24 protein-coding genes are annotated in these 24886 nt (G+C 47.7%); 12 read left to right on the forward strand and 12 right to left on the reverse strand.

Annotated elements, in window-relative coordinates:
* Window positions 1-32 precede the first annotated feature (32 nt).
* Genes dusB through H6570_07320 form a run of 3 tightly spaced genes read left to right on the forward strand, consistent with a single transcriptional unit; the run spans window position 33 to window position 2914 of the window.
* Window positions 33-1022, forward strand: a complete 990-nt coding sequence (gene dusB / locus H6570_07310) for a tRNA dihydrouridine synthase DusB (protein MCB9319070.1) — start codon at window positions 33-35, stop codon at window positions 1020-1022.
* A gap of 9 nt (window positions 1023-1031) precedes the next feature.
* The gene (locus tag H6570_07315; protein MCB9319071.1) at window positions 1032-2450 is read left to right on the forward strand and encodes an HD domain-containing protein; all 1419 of its coding nucleotides are present in this window, start codon (window positions 1032-1034) and stop codon (window positions 2448-2450) included.
* Window positions 2451-2458: 8 nt separating this feature from the next.
* Window positions 2459-2914, forward strand: a complete 456-nt coding sequence (locus H6570_07320; GenBank protein MCB9319072.1) for an FKBP-type peptidyl-prolyl cis-trans isomerase — start codon at window positions 2459-2461, stop codon at window positions 2912-2914.
* Window positions 2915-2931: 17 nt separating this feature from the next.
* Here H6570_07320 and arsC read toward each other — a convergent pair whose 3' ends face one another.
* Together arsC and H6570_07330 are read right to left on the reverse strand one after the other, a co-directional pair.
* Window positions 2932-3279, reverse strand: a complete 348-nt coding sequence (gene arsC, locus H6570_07325) for an arsenate reductase (glutaredoxin) (protein ID MCB9319073.1) — start codon at window positions 3277-3279, stop codon at window positions 2932-2934.
* A complete protein-coding gene (locus H6570_07330; GenBank protein MCB9319074.1) occupies window positions 3279-4508 on the reverse strand; it encodes a pyridoxal phosphate-dependent aminotransferase in 1230 nt (409 codons plus the stop codon). Before H6570_07330 ends, arsC begins: the two co-directional genes overlap by 1 nt.
* A 199-nt stretch (window positions 4509-4707) precedes the next feature.
* On the opposite strand from H6570_07330, the gene H6570_07335 reads away from it, so the two are divergent.
* The 7 genes from H6570_07335 (at window position 4708) to H6570_07365 (ending at window position 10879) form a co-directional block, all read left to right on the forward strand.
* On the forward strand, window positions 4708-5100 hold the full coding sequence (locus H6570_07335; protein ID MCB9319075.1) for a hypothetical protein: 393 nt from the start codon (window positions 4708-4710) through the stop codon (window positions 5098-5100).
* 120 nt (window positions 5101-5220) lie between these two features.
* Window positions 5221-5391: a hypothetical protein gene (locus H6570_07340; GenBank protein ID MCB9319076.1), complete on the forward strand. Its 171-nt coding sequence runs from the start codon at window positions 5221-5223 to the stop codon at window positions 5389-5391.
* A gap of 193 nt (window positions 5392-5584) precedes the next feature.
* Entirely contained in the window at window positions 5585-6244 is a 660-nt protein-coding gene (locus tag H6570_07345) for a Crp/Fnr family transcriptional regulator (GenBank protein MCB9319077.1), read from the forward strand.
* Between the two features lie 362 nt (window positions 6245-6606).
* Window positions 6607-8019 (forward strand): MBL fold metallo-hydrolase, encoded by a 1413-nt coding sequence (locus H6570_07350; GenBank protein ID MCB9319078.1) that lies wholly within the window; start codon window positions 6607-6609, stop codon window positions 8017-8019.
* An 80-nt stretch (window positions 8020-8099) separates the two neighbouring features.
* A complete protein-coding gene (locus H6570_07355) occupies window positions 8100-8771 on the forward strand; it encodes a peroxiredoxin (protein MCB9319079.1) in 672 nt (223 codons plus the stop codon).
* Between the two features lie 309 nt (window positions 8772-9080).
* A complete protein-coding gene (locus tag H6570_07360) occupies window positions 9081-10397 on the forward strand; it encodes a sulfite oxidase (GenBank protein MCB9319080.1) in 1317 nt (438 codons plus the stop codon).
* A complete protein-coding gene (locus H6570_07365) occupies window positions 10394-10879 on the forward strand; it encodes a hypothetical protein (protein MCB9319081.1) in 486 nt (161 codons plus the stop codon). The genes H6570_07360 and H6570_07365 overlap by 4 nt, the downstream gene beginning before the upstream one ends.
* On the opposite strand, the gene H6570_07370 is transcribed toward H6570_07365, so the two are convergent.
* From H6570_07370 to H6570_07400, 7 genes are all read right to left on the reverse strand, one after another.
* Window positions 10871-11326, reverse strand: coding sequence for a hypothetical protein (locus tag H6570_07370; GenBank protein ID MCB9319082.1), 456 nt, complete (start codon window positions 11324-11326; stop codon window positions 10871-10873). The two genes, H6570_07365 and H6570_07370, sit on opposite strands and share 9 nt — an antisense overlap.
* A gap of 52 nt (window positions 11327-11378) precedes the next feature.
* Window positions 11379-12038 carry a cyclase family protein gene (locus tag H6570_07375; protein ID MCB9319083.1) on the reverse strand — a complete coding sequence of 220 codons (660 nt, stop codon included), beginning with the start codon at window positions 12036-12038 and terminating at the stop codon, window positions 11379-11381.
* An 8-nt stretch (window positions 12039-12046) separates the two neighbouring features.
* Window positions 12047-15178, reverse strand: coding sequence for a peptidoglycan DD-metalloendopeptidase family protein (locus tag H6570_07380; protein ID MCB9319084.1), 3132 nt, complete (start codon window positions 15176-15178; stop codon window positions 12047-12049).
* A gap of 95 nt (window positions 15179-15273) precedes the next feature.
* Window positions 15274-16518: an FAD-dependent oxidoreductase gene (locus tag H6570_07385; protein ID MCB9319085.1), complete on the reverse strand. Its 1245-nt coding sequence runs from the start codon at window positions 16516-16518 to the stop codon at window positions 15274-15276.
* A gap of 9 nt (window positions 16519-16527) precedes the next feature.
* Window positions 16528-17529, reverse strand: a complete 1002-nt coding sequence (locus tag H6570_07390; protein MCB9319086.1) for a 4-hydroxyproline epimerase — start codon at window positions 17527-17529, stop codon at window positions 16528-16530.
* Between the two features lie 7 nt (window positions 17530-17536).
* The gene (locus tag H6570_07395; protein MCB9319087.1) at window positions 17537-19120 is read right to left on the reverse strand and encodes an aldehyde dehydrogenase (NADP(+)); all 1584 of its coding nucleotides are present in this window, start codon (window positions 19118-19120) and stop codon (window positions 17537-17539) included.
* A complete protein-coding gene (locus tag H6570_07400) occupies window positions 19117-20055 on the reverse strand; it encodes a dihydrodipicolinate synthase family protein (GenBank protein MCB9319088.1) in 939 nt (312 codons plus the stop codon). Before H6570_07400 ends, H6570_07395 begins: the two co-directional genes overlap by 4 nt.
* Window positions 20056-20184: 129 nt before the next feature.
* Here H6570_07400 and H6570_07405 point away from each other — a divergent pair, with 129 nt between their 5' ends.
* Entirely contained in the window at window positions 20185-21039 is an 855-nt protein-coding gene (locus H6570_07405) for a helix-turn-helix transcriptional regulator (protein MCB9319089.1), read from the forward strand.
* Here the strand turns inward: H6570_07405 and H6570_07410 are convergent.
* Window positions 21032-22360, reverse strand: a complete 1329-nt coding sequence (locus H6570_07410; protein MCB9319090.1) for a GntP family permease — start codon at window positions 22358-22360, stop codon at window positions 21032-21034. The two genes, H6570_07405 and H6570_07410, sit on opposite strands and share 8 nt — an antisense overlap.
* 150 nt (window positions 22361-22510) lie before the next feature.
* On the opposite strand from H6570_07410, the gene H6570_07415 reads away from it, so the two are divergent.
* Window positions 22511-22996, forward strand: coding sequence for a hypothetical protein (locus H6570_07415; GenBank protein ID MCB9319091.1), 486 nt, complete (start codon window positions 22511-22513; stop codon window positions 22994-22996).
* On the opposite strand, the gene H6570_07420 is transcribed toward H6570_07415, so the two are convergent.
* Together H6570_07420 and H6570_07425 are read right to left on the reverse strand one after the other, a co-directional pair.
* Window positions 22993-23709 carry a response regulator transcription factor gene (locus H6570_07420; protein ID MCB9319092.1) on the reverse strand — a complete coding sequence of 239 codons (717 nt, stop codon included), beginning with the start codon at window positions 23707-23709 and terminating at the stop codon, window positions 22993-22995. The genes H6570_07415 and H6570_07420 overlap by 4 nt on opposite strands.
* Window positions 23706-24749, reverse strand: coding sequence for a histidine kinase (locus tag H6570_07425; protein MCB9319093.1), 1044 nt, complete (start codon window positions 24747-24749; stop codon window positions 23706-23708). The genes H6570_07420 and H6570_07425 overlap by 4 nt, the downstream gene beginning before the upstream one ends.
* Between the last annotated feature and the right edge of the window lie 137 nt (window positions 24750-24886).

Consider the following 24886-nt stretch of genomic DNA (forward strand, 5'->3'; position numbering starts at 1 on the left):
TTATTTACTTTTGCACCATTGTAGGTAAAGCTATGGTATCAATAGGTACGGTTCAATTGGGAGAATTCCCTTTATTGCTGGCTCCAATGGAGGATGTGAGTGATCCTCCATTCCGTGCATTGTGCAAGCAGGAAGGATGTGACATGATGTATACGGAGTTTATCAGCGTTGAAGGTCTGATCCGTGACGCCGATAAAAGCATCAAAAAATTGGATATCTACGACGATGAAAGGCCTATTGGGATTCAGATCTTTGGTGCAGAACTGGACTCCATGGTGCAGGCCGCTGAAATTGTAGAAGAAGCCAAACCCGAAGTCCTGGATATCAATTTTGGCTGTCCGGTAAAAAAGGTGGTTTGTAAAGAAGCCGGAGCCGGGATCCTGCTGAACATTGATAAGATGGTCAGGTTAACGGAAGCTATTGTCAAATCTACCAGTTTGCCAGTCACTGTGAAGACCAGGTTAGGATGGGATCAAAATACCATCAGGATCGTAGAAGTGGCAGAGCGGTTGCAGGATGTAGGAATACAAGCGCTGTCCATCCACGGCCGGACCAGGGCGCAGATGTACAAAGGCGAAGCGGACTGGAGCTGGATTCGCAAAGTCAAGGAAAACACGAGCATTACAATACCCATTTTTGGTAATGGTGATGTTGACAGCCCGGAAAAGGCGCTTGAATACAAACAAAAATATGGTGTCGATGGCATCATGATCGGTCGTGCCAGCATCGGGAATCCATGGGTTTTTAAACAAATAAAACACTTCCTGAAGACCGGTGAACATCTGCCGGAACCGGACCTCGCTACCCGGGTTGACATGGTCCGTAACCATTTGTTGAAATCCATCCAATGGAAAGGGGAGAAGCTGGGTATTTTGGAAATGCGCCGGCACTACAGCAACTATTTTCGGAACATTCCCCATAGTAAGTCCTACCGGACCACGCTGGTCAATTCATTGGATCAGCTTGAGCTGTTATCGGTGCTGGACGAAATGGAAATGCATTTATTGGAAGAGATAAGTTAGGTATCCAGAGTGATTTTTGATATCAAACCATACGAACGCAGGATCTTTGAGCTGGTCCAGGATGCCGGCAGTGAGCTGGGATATGAGGTCTATGTGGTAGGAGGATTTGTACGGGACCGCCTGCTGGGCCTGGAATCCAAAGACATGGATATTGTTTGCATAGGAAGCGGCATCCGTCTTGCTGAACAGGTAGCATCCAAATTGTCACCAACACCCAAAGTGGTTACGTTTAACCGGTTTGGAACCGCTATGATCAGGCATAAGAATACCGAAATCGAGTTTGTCGGCGCCAGGAAAGAATCCTACCGAGCTGACTCCCGGAAGCCCATCGTCGAAGAAGGCACTCTGGAGGATGATCAGAACCGGCGTGATTTTACCATCAATGCACTGGCCGTAAGTCTTAATGAACACAACTTTGGTGAGATCCTGGATCCTTTCCATGGTTTACAGCACCTGGAGGAGAAACGCATAAAAACACCACTGGAGCCGGGAAAGACATTTTCGGATGATCCGTTGCGGATGATGCGTGCCATCCGGTTTTCCTGTCAGCTGGACTTTGAGATCGACCCGGAGACGTATAAAGCGATTGGTGTGTACCGGAACCGGATCAATATTGTTTCCAAAGAGCGGATAACCATCGAACTGGAAAAGATCCTCGCTTCATCGACACCTTCCCAGGGCTTTATCAAACTTTTTGATACCGGATTGCTTGAAATCATATTTCCTGAACTTACCGCACTTCAGGGCGTCGAGATACAGCGAGGCATCGGCCACAAGGACAATTTTTACCACACCTTGCAGGTCGTGGACAATGTTGCCCGCAAATCATCCAACATCTGGCTGCGGTGGGCTGCATTGTTACACGATATCGCCAAGCCTCCTACCAAGCGATTTCACCCGCAGGCCGGATGGACCTTTCATGGTCATGAAGCATTGGGAGCAGCGATGGTACCCAGGATCTTCAAACGGCTTCGACTGCCGTTGGATCATAAGATGAAATATGTGCAGAAACTGGTATTACTTCATCTGCGGCCCATCGCTTTGACCAAGGCGGAGATAACCGATTCTGCCGTGCGCCGCTTACTCTTTGATGCCGGGGACGAGATTGAGGACCTCCTCATTCTCTGTGAAGCAGACATTACCAGTAAGAATGAGGCAAAGGTGCGGACGTATCTGCAAAACATAGAAAACCTGCGGGAAAGACTGAATGCCGTAGAAGAAAAGGACCGGCTGCGCAATTTCCAACCACCCGTATCTGGCGAATTAATCATGCAAACTTTTGGCATTGGGCCCAGCAAAGAGGTCGGTATCATCAAAGCGGCCATTCGCGAAGCCATTCTGGAAGGAGAAATCAATAATAATTACGAGGAAGCTTTTGCTTATATGATGAAGGAAGCAGAAAAGCTAAATTTGGTCCCGATTAGTTAAAAGAACTTATGAAGAAACATTTTCTGCTGGTGGTTCTGGCCGCCTTAACGATGCTTGCCAGTGGTTGCCTCAAACTGGAAGACCAGTCGGCCAAGGACGAAAAGGCCATTATGGATTATATTGAAAAGGAAGGGCTGGTCATGGAAAAAGATCCTTCCGGACTATATTACCGGATAGATGACGAAGGTTCCGGTTCAAATCCTACCATCTACAACACGGTTACCGTTAATTACAAAGGGTATTTGTTAAATGGCTCAGTCTTTGACGAAACCGCCGGCAGTCCGGTTTCTTTCCCGCTTGCCAATCTGATCCCGGGGTGGCAAATCGGAATCCCCTTAATCAAGAAAGGTGGGAGTATACTCCTCATCGTACCCTCTGAATTGGGTTACGGAACCCGAAATACAGGAAGTATTCCCGCCAACAGCGTACTCGTATTTGAAATTCAACTGGTTAACATCAAGTGATATCATCTGTCTGCTGGTCAGAACAGATCCAATAACTTTTCAGGTGGTCTGCCGATTTTAGCCTTTCTTCCATAGATCACGATCGGTCGCTGGATAAGACGCGGATATTTAAGCAGTACCTGGATCCACGCTTCATCGGTCAGGATTTTGCCTTTGAAATGTTCTTTGTAAATGGGTTCATTTTTGCGGACCAGATCTTCAGCACGGATCTTTAATAATCTCAGGATTCTTTGCAGGGTCCTGGCATCGGGAGGATCTACCAGGTACAACCGGATCGTGGGATGAATTCCCTTTTCTTCCAGTAATTTCAGGGCAGCCCGGCTTTTCGTACAGCGTGGATTGTGCCATAAGGTCACTTCTGCCATTACCGTGCAGTAACCTGGACAACAGCTGGTGACAATGTGGTATGGGGATATTGCTGTAAGGCAACTTCAATACAATCCATTGCCTGATGCAGGCGTTCTTCGGAAGCCATATACGCCAGCCGCACCTCATTGATACCCATGCCGGGTGTGAGGTAAAATGCCGCACCGTGCGCCATCATCACCGTTTGGCCCTGATAAGAGAAACGTTCCAAGAGCCATTGACAGAAATGAAAGGCATTTTCAACCGGAAGTTTGACAAACCCATAAAAGGCTCCTTCCGGCAGATAGGTTTCAACTCCCGGCATCTGACTTAAACGGTTGTAGACCAGGTCTCTTCTGCGCTGATAAGCTTTTTTGACTTTCTGCATGTAATCACTGGTATCCTCCAGTGCGGCCTGGGCAAACAATTGACCGACGAAAGGCGCGCTTAACCTGAGCTTGCATAACCGGTCAATACCGGTTAATAATTGTGGATTACAACAAACAATGGTGCCGACACGGGCTCCACAAGCGCTGTAGCGCTTGGAAATACTATCGATAACAATGCAACGATCCCGCAGTTCAGGAATTTCCAATACGGAAGGGCAGGCTTTGGCAAAACTGAAAACGCGATAGACTTCATCCACGATAAAGAGCAGGTCGTATTTAATCGCCAGTTCACCCAGTCGTTTTAACTCCTCATACTCATAGACACGGCCGGTAGGGTTGCAGGGGTTGGTAAACAGGATTGCTTTTGTCCGGGGTGTGATGGACTGCTCGATGACCTCATTAGGTGGCAGGTCAAAGTTGTTCTCCACATGCAGGGTAACTGCCCTCAGGGACACATCAGCCATTACCGCGAAGCCCGAATAATTGGCATAATAGGGTTCAAAAACAAGCACCTCATCTTTTGCTTCCAGTAAGCTGAACAGCACAAAGTACAGGCCCTCGGAAGATCCATTGGTTATGATTACATCTGATGGGTGTACCGTCTGGCTGGTCTCCGAGTAATAGGCGGCAAACCGTTCACGCAATGATTCAATGCCCAGTGCATGGGAATAAGGTAGTTTATCATAAAATGCCTCATGAATCGCTTCCAGAGCTGCAGCCGGTGACGGGATGTCTGGCTGTCCGATATTCAGGTGGATCACATCCACTCCTTTCTTTTTCGCTGTTTCCGCGTATGGCAAAAGCTGGCGGAAGGGCGATTCTGGAAGAAGGTGAGAACGTGATGAAAGTTGAGGACACATGGAAAATGTACGATTTGATGACCGCAAAGAACGGAAGTATGGACCAATACGTCATCTAATTCATAATTATTTTATACTTTATTGAAAAAAATTCCCGGTTCTTCAGGCGAAACTTGTAATTTTTACGTTTCATTGATATTACCGTCTGTATTCCGGGATCAATGTTACACTTATTTCATTATCCCAAAGTAAGAGATTCATGTTACGGTTTGGACATCCCTTGGAACGATTGGAGCGGTCGATGAATGACCATGTCAAGCTTTTGGAAGAGTTTGGTCCGGAATATTTTACCCTCGAAGAATTATGGAAATTATACGGGCAATGGGAGCTGAAGGCCAAATGGTTTCAGATGGCTGAGCAGGCCTGGCTGCGTATGGTTATGTTTTTTTGTGCTTCGACTTCCCTGTTTATCGTCGGGATAGTACTTCAAATCAAGTCTGTCCTGGTTATCACCGGAGTTTTATCCATAGCGACCCTTTCCGTTGGTGTTCTGGCATTCGCAATAGCCAGTTACCTGGGAGGCAGTAAAGATCGCCTACGGCAGATCGGTCGTATGATCAGGATCTGCATTGATAAGAAACTAGCGGTCTGATCGCCCCCATATGATCTCATCCCGGATTTTATATTTATCCTAAAAGTATCTGTTTGTGTGACCCATCTCACCAATTCATAGCTAAGCTTTGCCACTTCTTTGCGGTAAAATTATCGAAACATGAAAGAGTTAATGGTATCGCAAGAGCATTTGGAAGAGATTGGCAATCTGATTCAATCGGCAGACAGCCCGGTAGGAATTGATGCCAAGAAAACCCACATCATCATCATTGAGAAATTACTTGAAATTGAAAAGCGGCTGCAATCTATTGAACACAGCCTCAGTAAGTGATTTGTTCCGGAGCGACCTCGACTTAATAAAAGCGTAGGTCAGAGGAGCTGGATGGGCATATCCAATAGCCGGTACGGAATTCCGATTGTGACTCAGGCGTGAACAAAACCCCTATGCATCGGTGTTAGTAATCAGCTATTAGAAATGCCCATAATTATTTATGTTCGTAACGACGATCACAATCAGCTAAGGAATGTCTACACATATACTGGAGAAAGAACAAATCAAAAACATCATTCGCAATCATTTTCCCATTCTTTATCAGGAGGAGTTGGTTGAGGAGCTTGCCCGCGAATCGACCCTGGTTGAATTTAAGGCCGGGGACACTATGCTGGATTATGGTGAATTTGTCCGGTCCGTCCCACTGGTCTACAAAGGGTCCATTAAAGTGGTACGCCAGGATCCGGAGGGTAATGAATTGTTTTTGTATTACCTGTTGTCAGGAGAATCCTGTGCCGCTTCTTTCAGTTGCTGTCTGATGCAGAAACGCAGTGAGATCAAGACCATCGCAGAGGAAGATGCGTGTATTATCGCTATTCCACTGTTGGCTGCAGATACCTGGATGGGAAAGTATCCGGTGTGGCGAAATTTCGTCCTCAGAATGTACGATCAGCGGATCTACGACCTCATCGATACCATCGATCGCATCGCCTTCTCCAATATGGACCAACAGCTCATGGATTATTTGCATGAAAAGGCCCGTGTGATCGGATCCAACTCATTATCCATCACACACCAGGATATCGCCAACGACCTTCACGCTTCCCGGGAAGCGGTATCCAGATTACTAAAGAAAATGGAAAAGGAAAAGTTGCTCTCACTGGGACGCAACCGCATTGAGCTCAATCGGTAAGATCCGCTCCGGATTATAGCTCAGGATCCTGAGTAATTTATCTCATCCTTGCAATCAGATCCATTCCATTGCCGGATAATGAAATGCTCTTGTCTCATGGCATCACATGGCCGCTTGCAAGTAATAATCTCCCTGCACATGGTGAATCGAGGTGAGGTGGTGTAACCGCATTACCGGCATTGGACAATTTGATGAATGGTGAACTCAAGCATTCGGAAATGTTTCACAGTTACTGCATCCATTGCCTTATTTATGCAGCAGGTCAATGGTGCCTGTGATCCCGGTCACTGACGAAGATGATGAGATACCATAGCTTAGTTGATGTATCTTATTTATTAATCACTTGACCAAAATTCCTATTTATGAAAGTACAACAGATCTATACCGGATGCCTGGCTGAGGCCGCATATTATATTGAAAGTGAAGGTGAAGCAGTGGTCATCGACCCATTGCGTGAAGTTCAACCCTATCTCGATAAAGCAAAAGAAGACGGAGCCAGGATCAAATATGTTCTGGAAACCCACTTCCACGCAGATTTTGTAAGCGGTCACCTGGATCTGGCAAAGAAAACCGGAGCAGCCATTGTTTATGGCCCAACAGCACAACCGGCATTCAATGCGCATATAGCTGTGGATGGAGAGGTCCTGAAGGTAGGAAAGGTTTCTATTAAAGTGTTACACACTCCGGGGCATACCATGGAAAGCAGTACTTATTTGCTGCGCGACGAGCATGGGAAGGATTATGCGATATTCACGGGTGATACATTGTTTCTGGGGGATGTGGGACGTCCGGACCTGGCGATCAAACAAGGAGAAATTACCCGTGAAGACCTGGCTGGGTTCCTGTTTGACAGCCTTCGGAATAAAATCATGCCATTGGCTGATGAAGTGATTGTTTACCCTGGACATGGTGCTGGTTCTGCCTGTGGTAAAAAAATGAGTAAAGAAACCACCGGTACCGTGGGGCAACAAAAAGCGATGAATTATGCGTTGCGGACCGACATGAGTCGCAAGGAATTTATCAAAGAAGTTACCGAGGGTCTGGTGGATCCTCCGCAGTATTTCCCGAAAAATGCTGTAATGAACAAAATGGGTTATGAGTCTTTTGATGAAGTGACCGATCGTGGATTACAAGCTTTATCCCCCCGTGCATTCCGGGTTGCCTGGGAAGGAGAAGAAGCCCTGGTTTTAGATGCGCGTTCTGCCATATCCTATGCACAGGAGCATATTCCGGGATCGATTTTTATTGGATTGGATGGATCATTTGCACCGTGGGTCGGAACCTTGATCACCGACTTGAAACAGAAAATACTATTCATCGCCGATGCGGGAACAGAGGAGGAGGTGGTTACCCGTTTGGCCCGGGTAGGTTACGACTTTGCTATCGGATATCTTGATGGTGGAGTACAGGCCTGGAAAGCGGCTGGTTTTGAAACCGATAAGGTTGAAGAAGTGGAAGGCTACGTATATGCCACCACATACAAAGACCACGACACCAATCTGCTGGATGTCCGCAGGGCCAGTGAATTCGATGCTCAGCATGTCCGTGGGGCGCTGAACTTCCCGTTGGATTTTATCAACAAAAATATGGCTCAGCTGGATCGCAACCGTAAGTACTATGTTCAGTGCGCCAGTGGTTATCGATCGGTCATCGCCATATCGATCCTGAAAGCCAGAGGCTTTGAGCAACTGGTAAATGTACGCGGGGGTATTAATGAACTTGCACTGACCGATATCCCGATGACTGAATTTGTCGAGCAAAGTACAGAATTGTAACACGTTATAGCCGGGCTTTGCAAACTGCACAGCCCGGTATGTTTTGATCGAAAATTGTATCACACTTATAAAATCCTGATATGGAACAAATGACGTATTCGATGCCCAGAATAGGTGACCGGGCTCCAGATTTTAAAGCGGTTACCACGCAAGGCAACTTGCAATTTTCCGAATTCAATAAGAATCACTGGGTTATCCTTTTCTCCCACCCGGCTGACTTTACTCCGGTATGTACGACTGAACTTTCGGCTTTCGCCAAAGAGAAAGAGTGGTTTACCCGCCACAATACCAAGTTGATCGGATTGAGTATCGACAGCATTCACTCGCATCTGGCTTGGGTTCAGAATGTACGTGAGCGGACCGGAGTATTTATGGATTTTCCGATCATTGCGGACCTGGATATGCAGGTAGCGCATAAATATGGAATGCTGCACCCGGGAGCCAGTTCGACTGCAGCCGTTCGTGCGGTATTTTTCATGGATCCTAAGGGGATCATCCGTCTGATCATGTATTATCCATTGAATGTGGGCCGCAACATGGAGGAGATCAAGCGTGTTCTTGAGGCACTTCAGACAGCAGACAAATTTAATGTAGCGATGCCAGTGAACTGGGTTCGTGGTGAAAAGGTAATCGTGCCTCCACCAAAGAACATTGATGAGATGGAAGAGCGGTTGGCCAATCAATCCTATGAGAAGGTAGACTTTTACCTGGCCAAAAAAGAATTGCAGGACGAAACTGTTCTTAGCAATTGATCTGAAACAGATGAGCTGTTGTGTCGTGAAGGCTATCAATATTTATTGGTAGCCTTTGCTTTTTGACAGGATTTATGTAATCGCTGTCACACAACAGGCCCATTCGATGTCCTATCTTTGTGTTATAGATATCAAGTCAAGAATAAGCGTATTTCTTTTTTATTGCGAGGTTAATTGATTGAGGAAAGAGGGTGAGTGATAAGCCCCGGCCAACAAGCCGGGGCTTCGTGTTTTTAGTATCTTCCAAAATTTACAGAGACCGATAAATGAAATGAAATTCCTATTTTGATCCGAACAGTAATATTAGTTATGGGGAATAAAAAGGTTGGTATCCGGTCGCTGTATGCGAAGGACCCGATTAAGGCGGATGAATTGCTCTGGGGAAGAATATCGGGCACGAATCGTCGGGGATTTCTTAAAAATATGGGTTTGGCATCCATGGGTGCTGCACTTGGAGCGCCCATGGTGTTTGCCGAATTCTTTCCGGCAGGAATTATCCCTGCAGGACTCCTGCACAATAATGCAGCATTTGCCCTGCCCGGAAAAGACCCCGGTCTGATCGTACTCAATGACAGGCCAATAAATGCCGAGACGCCGCCCCATCTCCTGGACCCGGAGGTCACACCCGCAAATATGTTTTTCGTCCGCAACAATGGATTGCCACCGGAAGAAGCTTCTATCGACACCAAGTCATGGACACTGACCATTGATGGTGAATCCATAAAGGAGCCGAAAACCTATACGCTTGACGAACTGAAATCCAGGTTTACCCAAGTCACCAAACAGCTTACACTCGAATGTGCCGGAAATGGCAGAAAAGAATTTAACCCGCCAGCTTCCGGCAATCAATGGTCAGTAGGTGCCGTGGGTTGCGGTGCCTGGACCGGCATCCGCCTGGCAGATGTGCTGCATGATGTTGGCCTGAAGGACAATGCCGTCTATATCGGTTATTATGGTCGTGACCGGCATCTCAACGGTGAAGACAAAGTGCCCATCAGCCGTGGCGTACCGATCGCAAAAGCCCTGGAGGAAGAAAGCCTGATCGCCTGGGAATTGAACGGCAGTCCGATTCCCTGGTTGAATGGTTATCCTTTACGTCTGGTTTTTGGCGGATGGCCGGCATCCTGTTCCGGAAAGTGGCTTACCCGAATATCTGTACGCGACCGGATTCATGATGGCCCGAAAATGGAATCTCCTTCTTACCATATGCCCTGCAAACCAGTGGCACCAGGCGCCAATGTTCCGGATGAAGACATGTGCATTATTGAGTCCATGCCGGTGAAATCCCTGATCACCTATCCCCGTAGCGGAGCGATGATCAAACTGTCGGATAAGATGAACTTGCGGGGGCACGCCTGGGCAGGCGATTTGTCCGTTAAGGAAGTATTTACCTCCATTGACTTCGGACAAACATGGCAAAGTTGTTCGTTGACAAAGCCAGCCAATCGCCTGGCATGGCAGCATTTTACGACCACATTACACTTTCCCCAACCGGGTTATTATGAAGTCTGGGCTCGAGCGGTTGATAGCAACGGTACAAGTCAGCCGGTGATCCTTCCCGGATGGAATCCCAAAGGTTATTTAAATAATGCCTGCCACCGCATTGCCGTAAAAGTCACTGCATGAAAGAGCCACTGGATTATCTGAATGAACTAAGAAGACTGATCCGGGTCGTTACCGGTGTACTGGTGATCATCGTAGTGACTACTTTATTAATGCTTTGGAAACAGCATGACGGGTCTTTTGGATTTGCCGGACGCCAGCCTCAGGCAATAGATACCGCAAAAATTGAAGCCGAAGTCATCGATGCTGTTGTTGATGGTGTCCACACGATCAACGGTTTGGCCGATGGTGTTGGGTACCAGGACGTATTAACCAACTGTACCGGATGTCATTCAGCACAACTGGTTACTCAGAACCGGGGAGACCGCGCCCGATGGGAGCAGATCATTCGCTGGATGCAGGAAACACAGGGTCTGTGGAACCTGGGAGAAAAAGAACCTGTAATCCTGGATTATCTTGCTACCTATTATCCTCCGGAAGAGATCAACCGGCGAACCAACCTGGATCCGGAAGCCATCGAATGGTACGTTCTGAAATCAGACTAAGAACCAGATCAAAAGAATGATTACCCAGCACAACAACCCAATCAGGCTTGAGCGGAATGCATTCCTACCGAATAAAAGAGCTAACAAAACGCCGACAATTCCCAGGAAAAACCCCAGCAGAAAGCCACCGATATTGAAGCGATAGTTCGGAGCATCGTCAAAGTTATAGGCCTTTCCTTCCTTAATCTTCTTTTTAATCGCACGCTGGGTTAATTTAAACGCGAGTTTGTCTTCCAGCCGGAGCTTGCGATGGCTCATGTTCTGCAAATCCTTGATGCTCAGATCTGCGAACTGGGCCACAGAAATATTTAATGAAGGGTCCAGCGCATATTGTTCCAGAGCAGTAGGAGGAACAAATCGTCTGGAATTGACAGCCAGAGAAGAGTAGGGAAGCAAAAGGACAAATAACAGAAAGGCAATTGACAGTTCAAGTACTCGTGTCTTCATATCTCATTGGTTTTTGATTCTCTATGAAGATACACCATAAAACCAAATACCCCTATGGTATTTCTACATAGGCACGGACTGGAAATGTTCCTACGCCTTTGATCTTTGGCGGTGCAGCTGTGAATAATGGAGCTGATTCCTCAGGGATCTGGTTCAGATTACATAAATGTTCTACTATGTAGATATCCTGGTGGAGAAGAATGGAATGCACGGGTCGTTCTTTACCTCTTGTATCGTCAATATTATGACTGTCAATGCCAACCAGGCAAGCGCCATGTTTATAGAGCCAGTCAGCTGCCGCAGACGTAACAAAGGGGTGATTGTGAAAATAAGCATCCGTCATCCAGTTTTTATCCCAGCCGGTATGAATCAAAACAGCCTTGTCCTTAACATCCAGATGAAGAAGGTCATCCACATCGGTTTCAAGTTTTGTTTTCCATGAATTCCGGACGACAACTGCCGGTATTCGTACCAGTCTCTGAAGACTTAATTCAGAAAGGTCCTTGCCATGGGCATATCGGTGAAAAGGACTGTCCAGGTAAGTGCCGGTATTGGTTACCATGTCCATCCGGGCTATTTGGAATGAAGTGCCTTCTTCATAAAACTGCCTGCTTTGTTCGCGGGAAATGTAATCGCAAATGATCGGTGCAGGAAACCCTTTGTAGGAAACGGTTTCATTTGTTATGGTATGGCTCAGGTCTATAATACTCATTTTCACTACTAAAGTTTGATTAAAGTAAGCACCCGTCTTTCCTGGGGAATGGAAACCTGCAGGAAATAAACACCACGGACATAGGAAGAAGCATCCATGGATATATTTGGTTGATGGTTGGAATACACCGGCAAGCTGACCTGCTGTCCCAGGATATTGTAGATCGTGACCTGTACATTTTGATCTGGCAGATGATTCAACACGATCTGATCAATGACCGGGTTGAGATAGTTGATGTGCTCAAACTGGGCTTCTTCCCGGCTACTCGTAGAGCCAGTCAAGTGTATGGGAATGTCGATAACAGAACCGAAATGCAGAAAACCCCGGGATACCGGGTCTTCCAACGGGCTCCAAACCAGGCGCAACCGGTACCTCCCTGGATCAAGACCGGTGCTCAGGTCAACATTGAGACTACCCTGGAGATCTTTGGTGGTTTCATCATAAAGCATCTTCTCAAATTCACCATCACCATCCACATCAAGATAGAGCGCTATTTTTCCAGGGCCGAAAGAAATTTGCTGGCCGCTACGGTCATCCATATACTTATTGGTTCCCGGAAGCCAGGCTTTCCAGAACATGGATAATTCACCGATCACTTCAATTGTGTCCGGCAATAATTGGTAACCGGTAGTACTGCATCCCGTACAGTTGCCACAGGAAATACCGAAAGCCCTGTCCTGGATCTGAAGGCTGTCCAATGCTGCTGCCTGAGGTTCATATACCTGAATGGCATGTGAGGCCGTAAAATAGGGATCGGGTGGACAAGCGGTGGTGATTTCCAGGGTGTCTTCGGACGGATACAACGAGTCAACACACCATTGACTGACCGAAACCTGATAGGTGGTACAAGGCGATAGACCATCCAGGGTGTAAAAAGAGGGCGCTGGTAAAATCAATGGTGGGCGTAAGCATGACCCGTTCTCACATAAACATTCCACCCAATACCTTCCCTGGACATGATGATCACGGTAATGCCGGTTGTTTAACGTTGAGTACAGGAAGTCTTGCCAAACCAGGGAGTCCTGGACAAATAAATTGACTACGTAAGCATTGGTCGTGGGATTGACTGAGTCTTGCCAGTGCATGCTGTACCCAAACATGTCCACACTGTCGATAACAGGATTATATACATTGGCACAGGGTAAAGTTTCGCATGGCATTTGAATCCGCTGGGGTTTTGAGAAATCTCCATCACCGTTCAAACAGGGTTGATACATTTCAAATTCGTAGTTCTGACAAGGTTGCAGGTCTCTTATCAACCACTCTCCGAGCCGATATTCCAGATGTTGCGTACCAATACCGGGACAAGGGGGAAACAGACAATATGGATAGGTGAGGGTGTCGTAGGTATATTCCCGCTCATCCATGATCCGGTAGCGGATAATGTATTGACCAATGCCAGCCTGATCATTAATGTCCCAGATTGCCGATTTATCTGATATGGGTGAAATGTAAAGTGGTATCTCCTTGCAACCACTTACATAAAGTGGATAAAAGCCAGCAGACAGAAATGCATAATCACCATGTTCCCCACTCAAAAAGACCCGATATTCTCCTTCTTCAAGGGGTGGTAAAGTCAGAGAAATAGAAGTGTCTCTTTCAGTAGAGATTCCTCCGGCCGCTGTCCAGCCTGCTTCTATAAATAAGTCTGTTTTTTCTTGTTTGAATTGGAATGTCTGCAGTTTCGTATTGTCATTAAAAAGTATCCCGGTAATGGTGATTTGGATGCTGTCGTCAGGATAGGGCTGCTCCGGATTGATCAGCAAATTGTGAGCCTGGAAATAGATAATGGGCCGGGTATTAAAAGCAGGACCTTGGGTGGTGATGCTGCTGTCCTGACCACAAATGGAGGTGACACTCCAGTTGTATTTGGTATCCGGTGCCAAACCCGTCACTTTCCATCTGGGTTGATCTACCATCGTGTCCATATTGAACCCTTCATCGGTGTAGATGTGAACGAGGTATCGTTCAGCATGAGCACTCCAAAATAGCCCGGCATCCATGATGCCTGGTTTTTCGACCAGCAGTGACAATGCAGGAAGACAGGCACCAGAAACTTCAAAATTCCAGTCAATAACCTGCTCATAATAACGAACCCGGTATGTCCAGGTGCCGGAAATGGCGTCATCCGGAAGCTTCATTTGCCAGTACCACCAACTTGTCAGGTAGTCACCTGGTGAATTGTGATTCCACGATGAATAAACCGTGCCGTCCGGTTGTATCAACTGGTGTTCTGTCAGATCGCCGAGTCGCTGGTCGCGGTAATAGACAGCTGGAAACAATTCTGATCCAGGGTTGTATACCCGTCGTATCCGGGTATCCTCGAGATTCGGGCAACTGCTGTATGGAGACGGAGCCTCATAGTGGACGTCGATCTCGTTGATGGCTGGGTCCCAGTAAGGTTTCTGATCGATCCACCAGGATGCATCCGTCGTTTCATTGCAGGGGCCAGCCCAGGGATCAATCACCTTGTTTTCGGATGACTGGATTTCAAAATGCAGATGAGGTATGTTGGAAAACCCGCTGCTTGCTACTTTGCCGAGGTATTCGCCTGCTGCGACTTCACTTCCAATGGGTTTCTCAGTGATACTTCCTTGTTTCATATGCCAGTATAATGCCCGGGAGCCGTCGGAATGGGTGATGATGACATAATTTGCTGGTTGGTTATTTCCCCAGCTGCAATTACGGTCGTAATACCCATCGTCCTTTCCGGTAATAATCCCAGGCGCCGCCGCCACCACCGCAATGGTGCCTTCATCCAGTTTACGCCATGCCCAGGGATATAATCCGATATCTGTTCCAGCATGGTTGTAGTTTTCAAGGTCGTAGGTACGATGACCACAATTGTAATCGAGCACCTGGCCAAAGACCGGATCGTGATCCACAAACTGATAAATGGCATAATATCCGGGTAAAGTGGTGTCTTCTGCTAATCGCAATGGCCAGATAAATCTTGTTTCACGGCGCTTACCTCCCTGCAGGTGTAAGGCAGCTTCCTGATCCCGGACTTGTTGCCAGATCTGTCTTTCCATTTCAGGAGGAATGCACGGACCAGGAGGAGTCTCCCAGGGAAAGTCCTGCGCTACGAGATTCATAGTGAAAATCCATAAGAAAAATGATAAGGTCAGTCTGGTTCCCATAAAGCTAATTTAAGACAAATGCAGTTGCCTGCGTCATCTTTGGGTAAACGCCCTGAAGAGGTCAGGAGGTTGGGTTCACTTATGGGATAAGTAGATCAGGAGAACCGGTTAGGATGTAATAATGTCAATGGCAGGCTCGATGGTTCGCCCTGTATTAATTCTTTCATCAGTAAACCGGATACGGGTCCAAGACTAAGTCCCATCATGGCATGCCCGGTGTTAAAGAATAGATTGTCATATTCGCCGTGCTTTCCGATATAAGGAAGTCCATCAGGTGAACAAGGCCGGTATCCGGACCAGACGGGCGCATCATGGGCGGTAACGTTGATCTCAGGATAATAAGCTGGTACTGCTTTCAGGATACCCTGGACTCTTTTAGGGTTGACAGGTGATTGCAAGCCGGCAATTTCCAGAGTTCCGGCGACACGCAAGTCATTGCCCATCGGCGTTATGGCTACCCTTGCTTCCAGCAGGATGCCTGGTATGCTGGGTTTACGCGCCAATGAGGGTATTGTCATGCTGTAGCCTTTGCCCCCCTGCAAAGGTAACGCGACCTTCAAAGTTTTGGCCAACTGTGCCGTCCAGGATCCTGCTGCCAGAACCAATCGGTCAACAGTAATTTCTTTTCCCTGATCGGTAATAACCGCTTTAACCAGTCTTTTTTCCACTCGGAATGTTTGAATGGAAGTGTTTGGAACAAACTGAACGCCAGCCCATTGCAAATGTTTTTTCATGTTTTCCATGAATCGGGCCGGAATCAGATGTGCATCCCCGGGATAATGCACCCCTCCCAGGACATCCATCCTAACCGATGGATCCAGTCTGGTTAATTCATCCGCGTTTAGTATTTGAGTTTCCAAACCTAGCTTGTTTGCCATCATTGCCGTCCTTGCCTCTTCTTCACGGACATGTTCTTCCTTGAATAGCATCAGGATGCCTTTTTCTTCGAGGTTGAAATCGAAACCCGGTTGCCGGAGGAGGTCCTGATAGAGGTATTTCGAAAGCAGATTCAGATCGCGCAACAGGGTCATGGAGCGTGTGACGTTTTCCTGTGATGCGTTACGGGCAAACAGATATAACCAGCGCACCAATTCAAGATTTAATCGTGGCTTGATGTGAAAAGGACTGGTTTCATCGAGTAGCCACTTGATACCTTGCCGGATAACACCAGGGGCTGCCAGAGGGGTGAAATGACTTGGAACGATCATCCCGGCATTACCATAGGAACATCCGTCGGAAAGATTCCCCCGGTCAATCACAGAAACCTGGATACCAGCCTGGTTTAGATAGTATGCGGTAGATAGTCCGATGACACCGCCTCCAATGATAGTGACTTGCATCTGTCTTAATTAAATGACTTGAAACCCATGTGCAAATGGATCATCTTCTTCGTCGATAATGATCGTATTGTATCCGGTGATTTTAGCCCAGCCTTCAATCGTGGGAATGATGGCCGCATACGGACCACAGGTAGTCTCTCCTGCTATGCCACCAATAAAGCGGCTTCCAATGATGCTCTCATGGATGAAGGTATCCCTGGGTTTAAGTTTACCCTGGGCATACCATTGGGCCATTCGGGCACTTGTGCCGGTTCCGCAGGGTGAACGGTCGATGGCTTTTTCACCATAGAAAACGGCATTGCGTGCTGTCGCGTCGGACAGGATGGTATCACCTGTCCACATGATATGACTTAATCCACTGATCTCCGTATGGAGCGGATGCTGGAAGGTATATGCCTGGTTAAGGCGCTTCCGGATTTCAGGGCTCCATTGGATCAGTTGTGACGCCGTAAAGGCCTGTAATCCCGGGAAATTATCCTGTGGGTCAATGATCGCATAAAAATTCCCGCCATAGGCAACATCTGCCTTCAGAAGTCCAAGATCCGGGCACTCCACTTCCAGGGCTTCCCGGTACAGAAAGGAAGGAACATTTGTCAGTTTAACTGACAGCACTTTTTTATCCTTCATGTGGTATTCGACCAGGACCAGGCCAGCCGGCGTCTCCAGCCGAAGCTTGCCGGGAGTCCTTGGAAAGATCAATCCCTCTTCAATGGCAATGGTGACGGTACCAATAGTCCCGTGACCGCACATCGGAAGGCATCCGCTGGTTTCAATGAATAGAATGGCTACATCATTCTGGGGATCCACGGGAGGGTAGAGGATGCTCCCGGACATCATGTCGTGACCTCGAGGTTCGAACATCAGGCCCTGACGGATCCAGTCGAATTCCTGCATAAAATGCAAACGCCGTTCCATCATGCTGTTGCCCTGAAGGAATGGTCCTCCTCCGGCTACCAGGCGCACCGGGTTACCGCAGGTATGGGCATCGATGCATTGAAATGTCTTGCGCATAAATTGGTTATAGTGGGTCTTTGGTGATCATACCGTTTACTTTACGCCATATGCCCAGCGGATTGGCATCTTTCAGAGCATCCGGTAACAGTGCGGCAGGTACACTTTGAAAGGCTACCGGGCGAACAAACCGCAAAATGGCCTTGGTTCCTACCGAGGTAAAACGACTGTCCGTGGTTGCCGGAAAGGGTCCTCCGTGGTGCATGGCGTGTCCCACTTCAACACCGGTGGGCACACCGTCAAAAAGGATCCGGCCAACTTTCTGGGTCAGGATGTGAAAAAGCTTGCCAACATATTCGTCATCCTTATCACCCGTCATCAGGGTGGCCGTCAACTGGCCTTCCAGGCCGGCGGCAAGGGATTCCATCTCGGCGCGATCGGTACAAAGTACGACCAGCGAGAAAGGACCGAATACTTCTTCCCTGAGATGAGGATGCTCCAGAAAATCAGTTCCTGAAACGGTAGCTACCGTAGCCCGGACCGTATGGGGAAGCTGCTCATTCAAACTGGAGCCAAGAAGCCTCACCGGATCAAGAGAACTCAGGTGACGGACTTTTTCCTCGAAATTAGTCCGGATGCCTTCGTTAAGCATGATGCCATTTTGGGTGGATTCGATCGCCCTGGCGAGCGCCTCCGAGAATTGCCGGGCTTCGGGAGAATCGATGGCAATGATCAGCCCAGGATTGGTACAGAATTGGCCTACACCCAATGTTATTGAGCCTGCCAGCTCCTGGGCTAAAACCGCCATACGTTCCTGTACTGCCTGAGGTAATACAAATACCGGGTTGACGCTTCCCATTTCTGCGAAAACCGGGATAGGGTGTTTACGCTTTTGAGCAAGATCGAAGAGAGCTTTTCCACCACGAAAGCTGCCGGTGAAAGCGACAGACGCTACATCATCGTGCATAACCAGTTGACTTCCAACTTCATAACCCATGCTGTTTAAAGAGGAAAAGACTCCATCAGGCATGCCTGTATTCTGGGCCGCCTTGAGAATGGCTGATGCCACCAGTTCGTTCGTTCCCAGATGGGATTCATGTGCTTTGACAATCACCGGGTTACCTGCTGCCAGCGCTGAGGCAGTATCACCACCTGCGGTGGAGAAGGCCAAAGGGAAGTTACTGGCTGTGAATACTACTACGGGGCCTACCGGAACCAGCATGCGTCTTATATCCAGCCTGGGTAAAGGCTTCCGGTCCGGAATAGCCGGATCGATGACGGCATCTACCCAGGAACCTTCCTCGATCAGTTCTGCGAATAACCTCAATTGGCCGGTTGTTCTGCCCCGTTCACCGGTTACCCTTCCTTCTGGTAATCCGGATTCCTGCATCGCCCGCTGAATCAATTCTGACCCAAGGCCTTCTATTTCATCTGCTATGGATCTCAGAAACCGGGCCCGTTGAGCTGGTTTGATACTTCGGTATATGGTGAAAGCCTGTACTGCTTTTTCCACAGCTGCATCTATCTCTTCCGGAGTGGCTGCATGGAAGGCCTCAGGTAACGTTTTCAGGGAGGTTGCTTCAAAGGCATAGGTGATCTGGCGCCCTGCAGCTGACTCCTGATAGCCAATCTTGTTACTTCCGTTGATCATTTACGGTTGTTTTTTTTCACGTCAATGGATAAATAATCCGGCAGTACGGGTCGATCTGCAAGTGCCGATTCAATGATCTGAATGACCTCCTGGCGTGACTGGCCCATAAGCGGAAGTCTGGGAGCACGTACATACTCACTTCCGATACCGGTATAAACGGAGGCTAATTTAATGTTTTGCACCAATTGGGGACTGATGTCCAGTTCCAGCAGCGGCATGAACCACCGGTAGATGGAACGAGCCTCACCCAACCTTCCGGCCTTGGTCAGCCGGTAGATGGCAACTGTTTCTGCGGGAAATGCATCTACCAGACCTGCTACCCATCCATCGGCACCAAGGACCAGTTCTTCCATGGCCAGGGTGTCTACTCCGCACATGATCTTCATACGCGTACCAAAACGATTGCGAATACGGGTCACGTTGGTAACATCACGAGTTGATTCTTTCACGGCCTGGATGTTGTCCTTTTTTAGCAGTCGCTCAAACATGTCCAGAGTGACCATGATTTTATAATCCACCGGATTGTTGTAGATCATGATGGGTAACCCGGTCGATTCGGCAATGGTTTCAAAGAAGACCATGGTCTCCTCATCGGTGCTTTTATACCGCATGGGAGGAAGCATCATCAGGCCATCCGCCCCGGCGGCTTCAGCTTGTTCCGCTAATTCTACAGCGGCTCGGGTTGTTGATTCTGCTATGTTGATGATGACTGGGGTCTTACCCTGGCAAGCCTCCATCGTGACCGCTACCAGTTCGAATTTTTCCTCATTGGTGAGTGAGCTGGCCTCTCCAAGAGAGCCGCCCAGGATGATCCCGTCAACACCGGCCTTCAGCTGTGCCTGCAGATTCTTTTGGAACATAGGGATATCCAGTGTGTCCTCCGGTGTAAAGGCTGTTGTTATCGCGGGATATACACCTTGCCAGTTAACTTTCATGATTGTTTTGTTTTGTACAAAGGTAGATTGATATTCCATGAGCGAAATCAGTAGTATTAGCTAAAATCAATACTATTTTAGCTTATTTTATATCCTTGCTTCCCCAAATGGGTGAAATTAATATGAAAAATGAGTAAACCGGTTTCTTTTCAGGTCCCACCTTCCACCTCGACCACTTTTCGTTTCCAGGAAGACCATGATACCCTGTTTTACAACAGATTTCACAGCCACCCTGAAGTTCAGTTTTCTTACATCGTATCCAGTCATGGTATGGCGTCCATTGGCTACCGCGCCGTCAGTTTTCAACCGGGGGATCTATTTGTACTAGGAACCAAGGTGCCGCATGTTTTCCGCAATGATCAGCCAGGTCCTGCGGCTCATGCATTATCCATCCTTTTCCTTCCGGAAGCCCTGGGCCGCTCATTTTATGAGTTGCCGGAAACAAGTTCACTGAATAAACTGTGGAAGGATTCGGAAAGGGGAATTAAGATTGCAGCTTTTGAGTACAAAGCACTGATGGAATCGTTTCGGCAGGCTGCCGGCTTACCCCGGATGATCCTGTTGCTCGAGCTGGCTGACCGGGTAGCCAACCATCCCCGGAAAACTGTGATTTTGCCTACCCTTTCAGCGCCTACCAATTCTGGTGACCAGGAGCGGATGCAAGCGGTTTATCAGTACATCGCTGAAAATTTTCAAAGGCCGGTACGTCTGGATGAGGTGGCCGATATTGCCGCTATGAGTCCAACGGCTTTTTGCCGTTATTTTAAATCAAGGACCCGGTATTCTCTAATCCAATATTTGAATACATACCGGATCGAGGTTGCCAGCAAACGTTTGGCTGAGCGCGACCTTCCGGTTTCCCAGGTGGCCGAATCTTGCGGGTTTCGCAATCTGGCTAATTTTAACCGTCAGTTCAGGGCCATCACGGGCAAGACACCTCAGGGATACCGTAAGAGTCTGAGAAATTCTGCCAGTACTAGGTAAGCAGATTATAGAAGATAAATACAACCAATGCCGCACCAAATCCCAGCAGAAAAGTGCCGGGGCTGTATACCTTGTATCCGGTCTTCACGTCCATTCCTGTAAACTGTGTAACCACCCAAAATCCGCTGTCATTGGCATGCGAGAAGACGGCAGACCCGGCGCCGATGGCTACCACGGCTAATGCTTTTTGCAATTCAGTTTCAAAGCCTAGGGTTGACATCATAGGAGCTATCATCGAAGCGGTTGTCACCAAGGCAACCGTGGATGAACCCTGCGCCGTTTTTAAAGCCGCCGCAATGAAAAAAGGCAGCCAGATACCGATCTGAAGATTGGAGAATCCATCCTTAACGACTTCAGCGATTCCGGAGACTTCCAGCACCTTACCGAAAATTCCTCCGGCACCGGTAACCAGGATGATGATAGCAGCATCTATCAAGGCCTTTCCGGTCCATCCGGTGGTGGAAAGCATATCCATCGAAAACTTTGCCGGTAAGGTCATCGCCAGTAAAAGACCGATGATCAAAGCCATGAGCGGATTGCCAAAAAAGCTCAATAGTTGAAAACCGATGCCCTCCTGTTCTCCATAGGTCTGATTCACGACGGAGCTTACGATGATCAGTAGAATGGGTATGATGATCGGAAGGAAGGCATGTAAGGCACCCGGGAAGTGTTTTTCCGTTTCTACTTCGTCCTCCATATCCACCTGGGGAGCAATATAGGTTTTATCGGCCCACAGACGGGAATAAAGTATGGCCGGAATCAACACGATGAAGGATACGATCAATCCCCATAGTATAACCAGTCCCAGGTCGGCACCAATGATACCGGCAGCTGCGATGGGGCCTGGAGTAGGAGGGACCATGGTATGCGTTAGCATCAAACCCAGCATCAGGGCAGTGCCGGTACCTGCCATCGAATATCCAGCTTGCTTGGTCAGGGATTTATTGAGGGAATGCATGATGATAAAACCACTATCTGCAAATACCGGGATGGAGATCAGATAGCCGATAGAAGCCATGGCGGCATGCAAACGGCGCGGACCAATCCAGGATAGCAGTTTGCGGGCTAAACTGAATGCGCCCCCGGAGTGTTCCAGAAATGCTCCCAGGAGAACTCCGATCAGAATAACCAATCCGATTTTCTCCAGGGTTCCGCCAAATCCTGCATTGATGGCAGGAAGCAATTGATTGAGAGGAATCCCAGCCGCCAGTCCATAACATAAGGATACGCCCAGCAGGGCCAGAAAAGGGTGGATCTTCCATTTGGCCGTACATAAAATGATAAATACAATGGCCAGGATTAACAAGATGATTAACTTCACTGCGAACTATTTCTCCTAAAATAGAAATATTTCAGAGCTTGCCGGAATGTCGTTTCTATTCAGGTAGAATCATCAGGGCTATCCTTGAAATTGTTGAAGTTCTTATCTTGTTCTTACCTAATATATTTAACCTAGTAGTAACATTGTAATATGGGATATGAACACAAGGAAAAATTGCAACTCAGGCACTGGCTGGTTTATGGGGTTTTTGGGCTCTTCCTGATCGGGTGGATCTATCTTTTGATTGAAACACTGTCAAAAGGTGAACAGAACAGGACATTCTTTATTTTCTGGATTATTGTTTTTGCTATTCTGGCCGGTATAGTTGTTTATCTCCACTCCTTAAAGCTGGTTGTGAAAATAGGTGAGAAGGGCATCTCGTACAAGTATGCACCCTGGACGAAACACAAGACCTGGATCAGCTGGGATAAGATCAAATCCTGCCACGTGATCCAGTCGCCCACAGGCAGGACCTGGACCGGGTATCACGATGAATTTCATCCAACCTTTTTCATGAATGTGGACGCAAATAAGGGAATCCTTCTTGAGACGACCGATGGGACGACCTATTTCCTGGGCATTCGCAACCTGCAGAGTGTCAAAGATGCCATCTCCAAGTACATGAAAATCGACTAACCGACCGATCCGGGAAATAATAACGACATTACCCGATCCCGGTAACTTGCACCAACCGGAATTTTCTGATCTTCCAAATGTAAAAGATTGCCTTCCAGTGATCTGACCTTGTTGATCGCGACAATATATGATTTGTGGACCCGTATGAATTGGCGTGGAGGCAATACTTCTTCCAATTGTTTTAGGGAGCCCAGCGCCAATAACCGGCCTGATGCGAGGTAGTAAGCCACATATTCCTGCATACTTTTTATGTACCGGATCGACTCATAGGGGACGCGATGGATTTTGTGATCTGCACGCACCAGCAGATAATCAGGGATTTCAGTATCGGCTTTCTGTTCCGGGAGACTGCGATTATTTAAGTTGACCATCGCTTTGTTTATGGCTCGGGAGAATCGTTCAAAGGAAAAAGGCTTCAGCAAGTAATCGGTCACGTCCAGCTCAAAGCCTTCCAGGGCATATTCACTGTAAGCAGTCGTTAGAATAATAGCCGGTTGTTGTACCAGGGTCCGGATCATTTCGAGTCCGGTAAGTCCAGGCATCTGAACATCAAGAAAGAGCAGGTCGATTTGCTGACGGTTCAGTATGGCCAGGGCTTCCACCGCATTTTTACAGGACCCGGCGATTTCTATGGTTGGGATACGATCCAGATAACTGGCGATCAGTTGGCGGGCCAGTTCCTCATCATCCACGATCAATGCCTGATACTTCATGATAAAGTTAACAGGAGTGTTACGCGATAGGTTTCTTCGTTTTGCTGGACATCCAGATTATATCGCCCCGGATACAGGAGCTCCAGGCGTCTTCGGACGTTCTCGATACCAATCCCTCCGGTAGCATCCTTATGGAAATCCTGCCCGGGCCTGCTATTGGATACATCATATGTGATCTGCCGGTTTCCGACTGTCATTTTAATGGTTACCCACCCATGATCATTATCCTCTATTTTACTGTGTTTGAAGGCATTCTCTACAAATGGAATGAACAACATCGGGGCAATGGCAAGTTCTGGCTGGGATTCATCCAGTTCCAGAGTTATCTTCAGGCCGGTACTGTCTTTTAGCCGGAAGAGATGCACGTAGTTCCGGATGTACTGTACTTCCTTGCGTAAAGGCACCAGAGACTCATTACAATCGTAGAGCACATAACGCAGCATCTCGGAAAGTCTCAGAATGTTATCGGGTGCTCGTTCCGATTGCATCAGGGACAGTGTGTAAATATTATTTAAGGCATTAAAGAGAAAATGAGGATTGATTTGAGACTTAAGGAATTTGATCTCGGTCTCCAGTTTTTCTTTTTGTAAGCGGATGGTCTCCTTATCTTTTTGTTGGGCATAAATGGCAATTTCATAGAGTGAGCTGCCCAGGAATGAAGCAATCAATGGGGTAGTGGCACCCATCCAACGTTGACGTGCCAATCGCAATGAAGCCCGTCCCGGCATCCTTGTTCTTTCGCCAGAGGCAATCGGGTCCCAGAAGAACTCCGGATTTTGCACAATCCATAATAACATTATGATCACCAGGATTCCGAAGATCAGAAACAATGCATTTTGTTTGCGATAATACAGAGGTAATAAGAATTGAAGATTGATCGCAACCAATAATCCTGATGCGATGGCAGTGATCAGGTTATGTGGCAACATGTAATCCCAACCCAGGCGCAGGTCATGCGTAAAAAGCAACGGGAAAAGAAACCAAAGGATGCTCCAGAACAGGATCTGTCCCCAAAACCTGGGATGTCTGAAATCAATCATAACCTAAAGTTCTCCTTTTCCAGGGGGAGATCAAACTATTCTCAACCAATGTGCATTTTACCTCAATCATCGTTGCCGGTGACACCATGAAATGGTCCTCAGGTTCTCTTTAGCTGCGCAAGAGGTCTTCTTAATGA

This window comes from Lewinellaceae bacterium, from assembly GCA_020636135.1.
Taxonomy (GTDB): Bacteria; Bacteroidota; Bacteroidia; order Chitinophagales; family Saprospiraceae; genus JAGQXC01.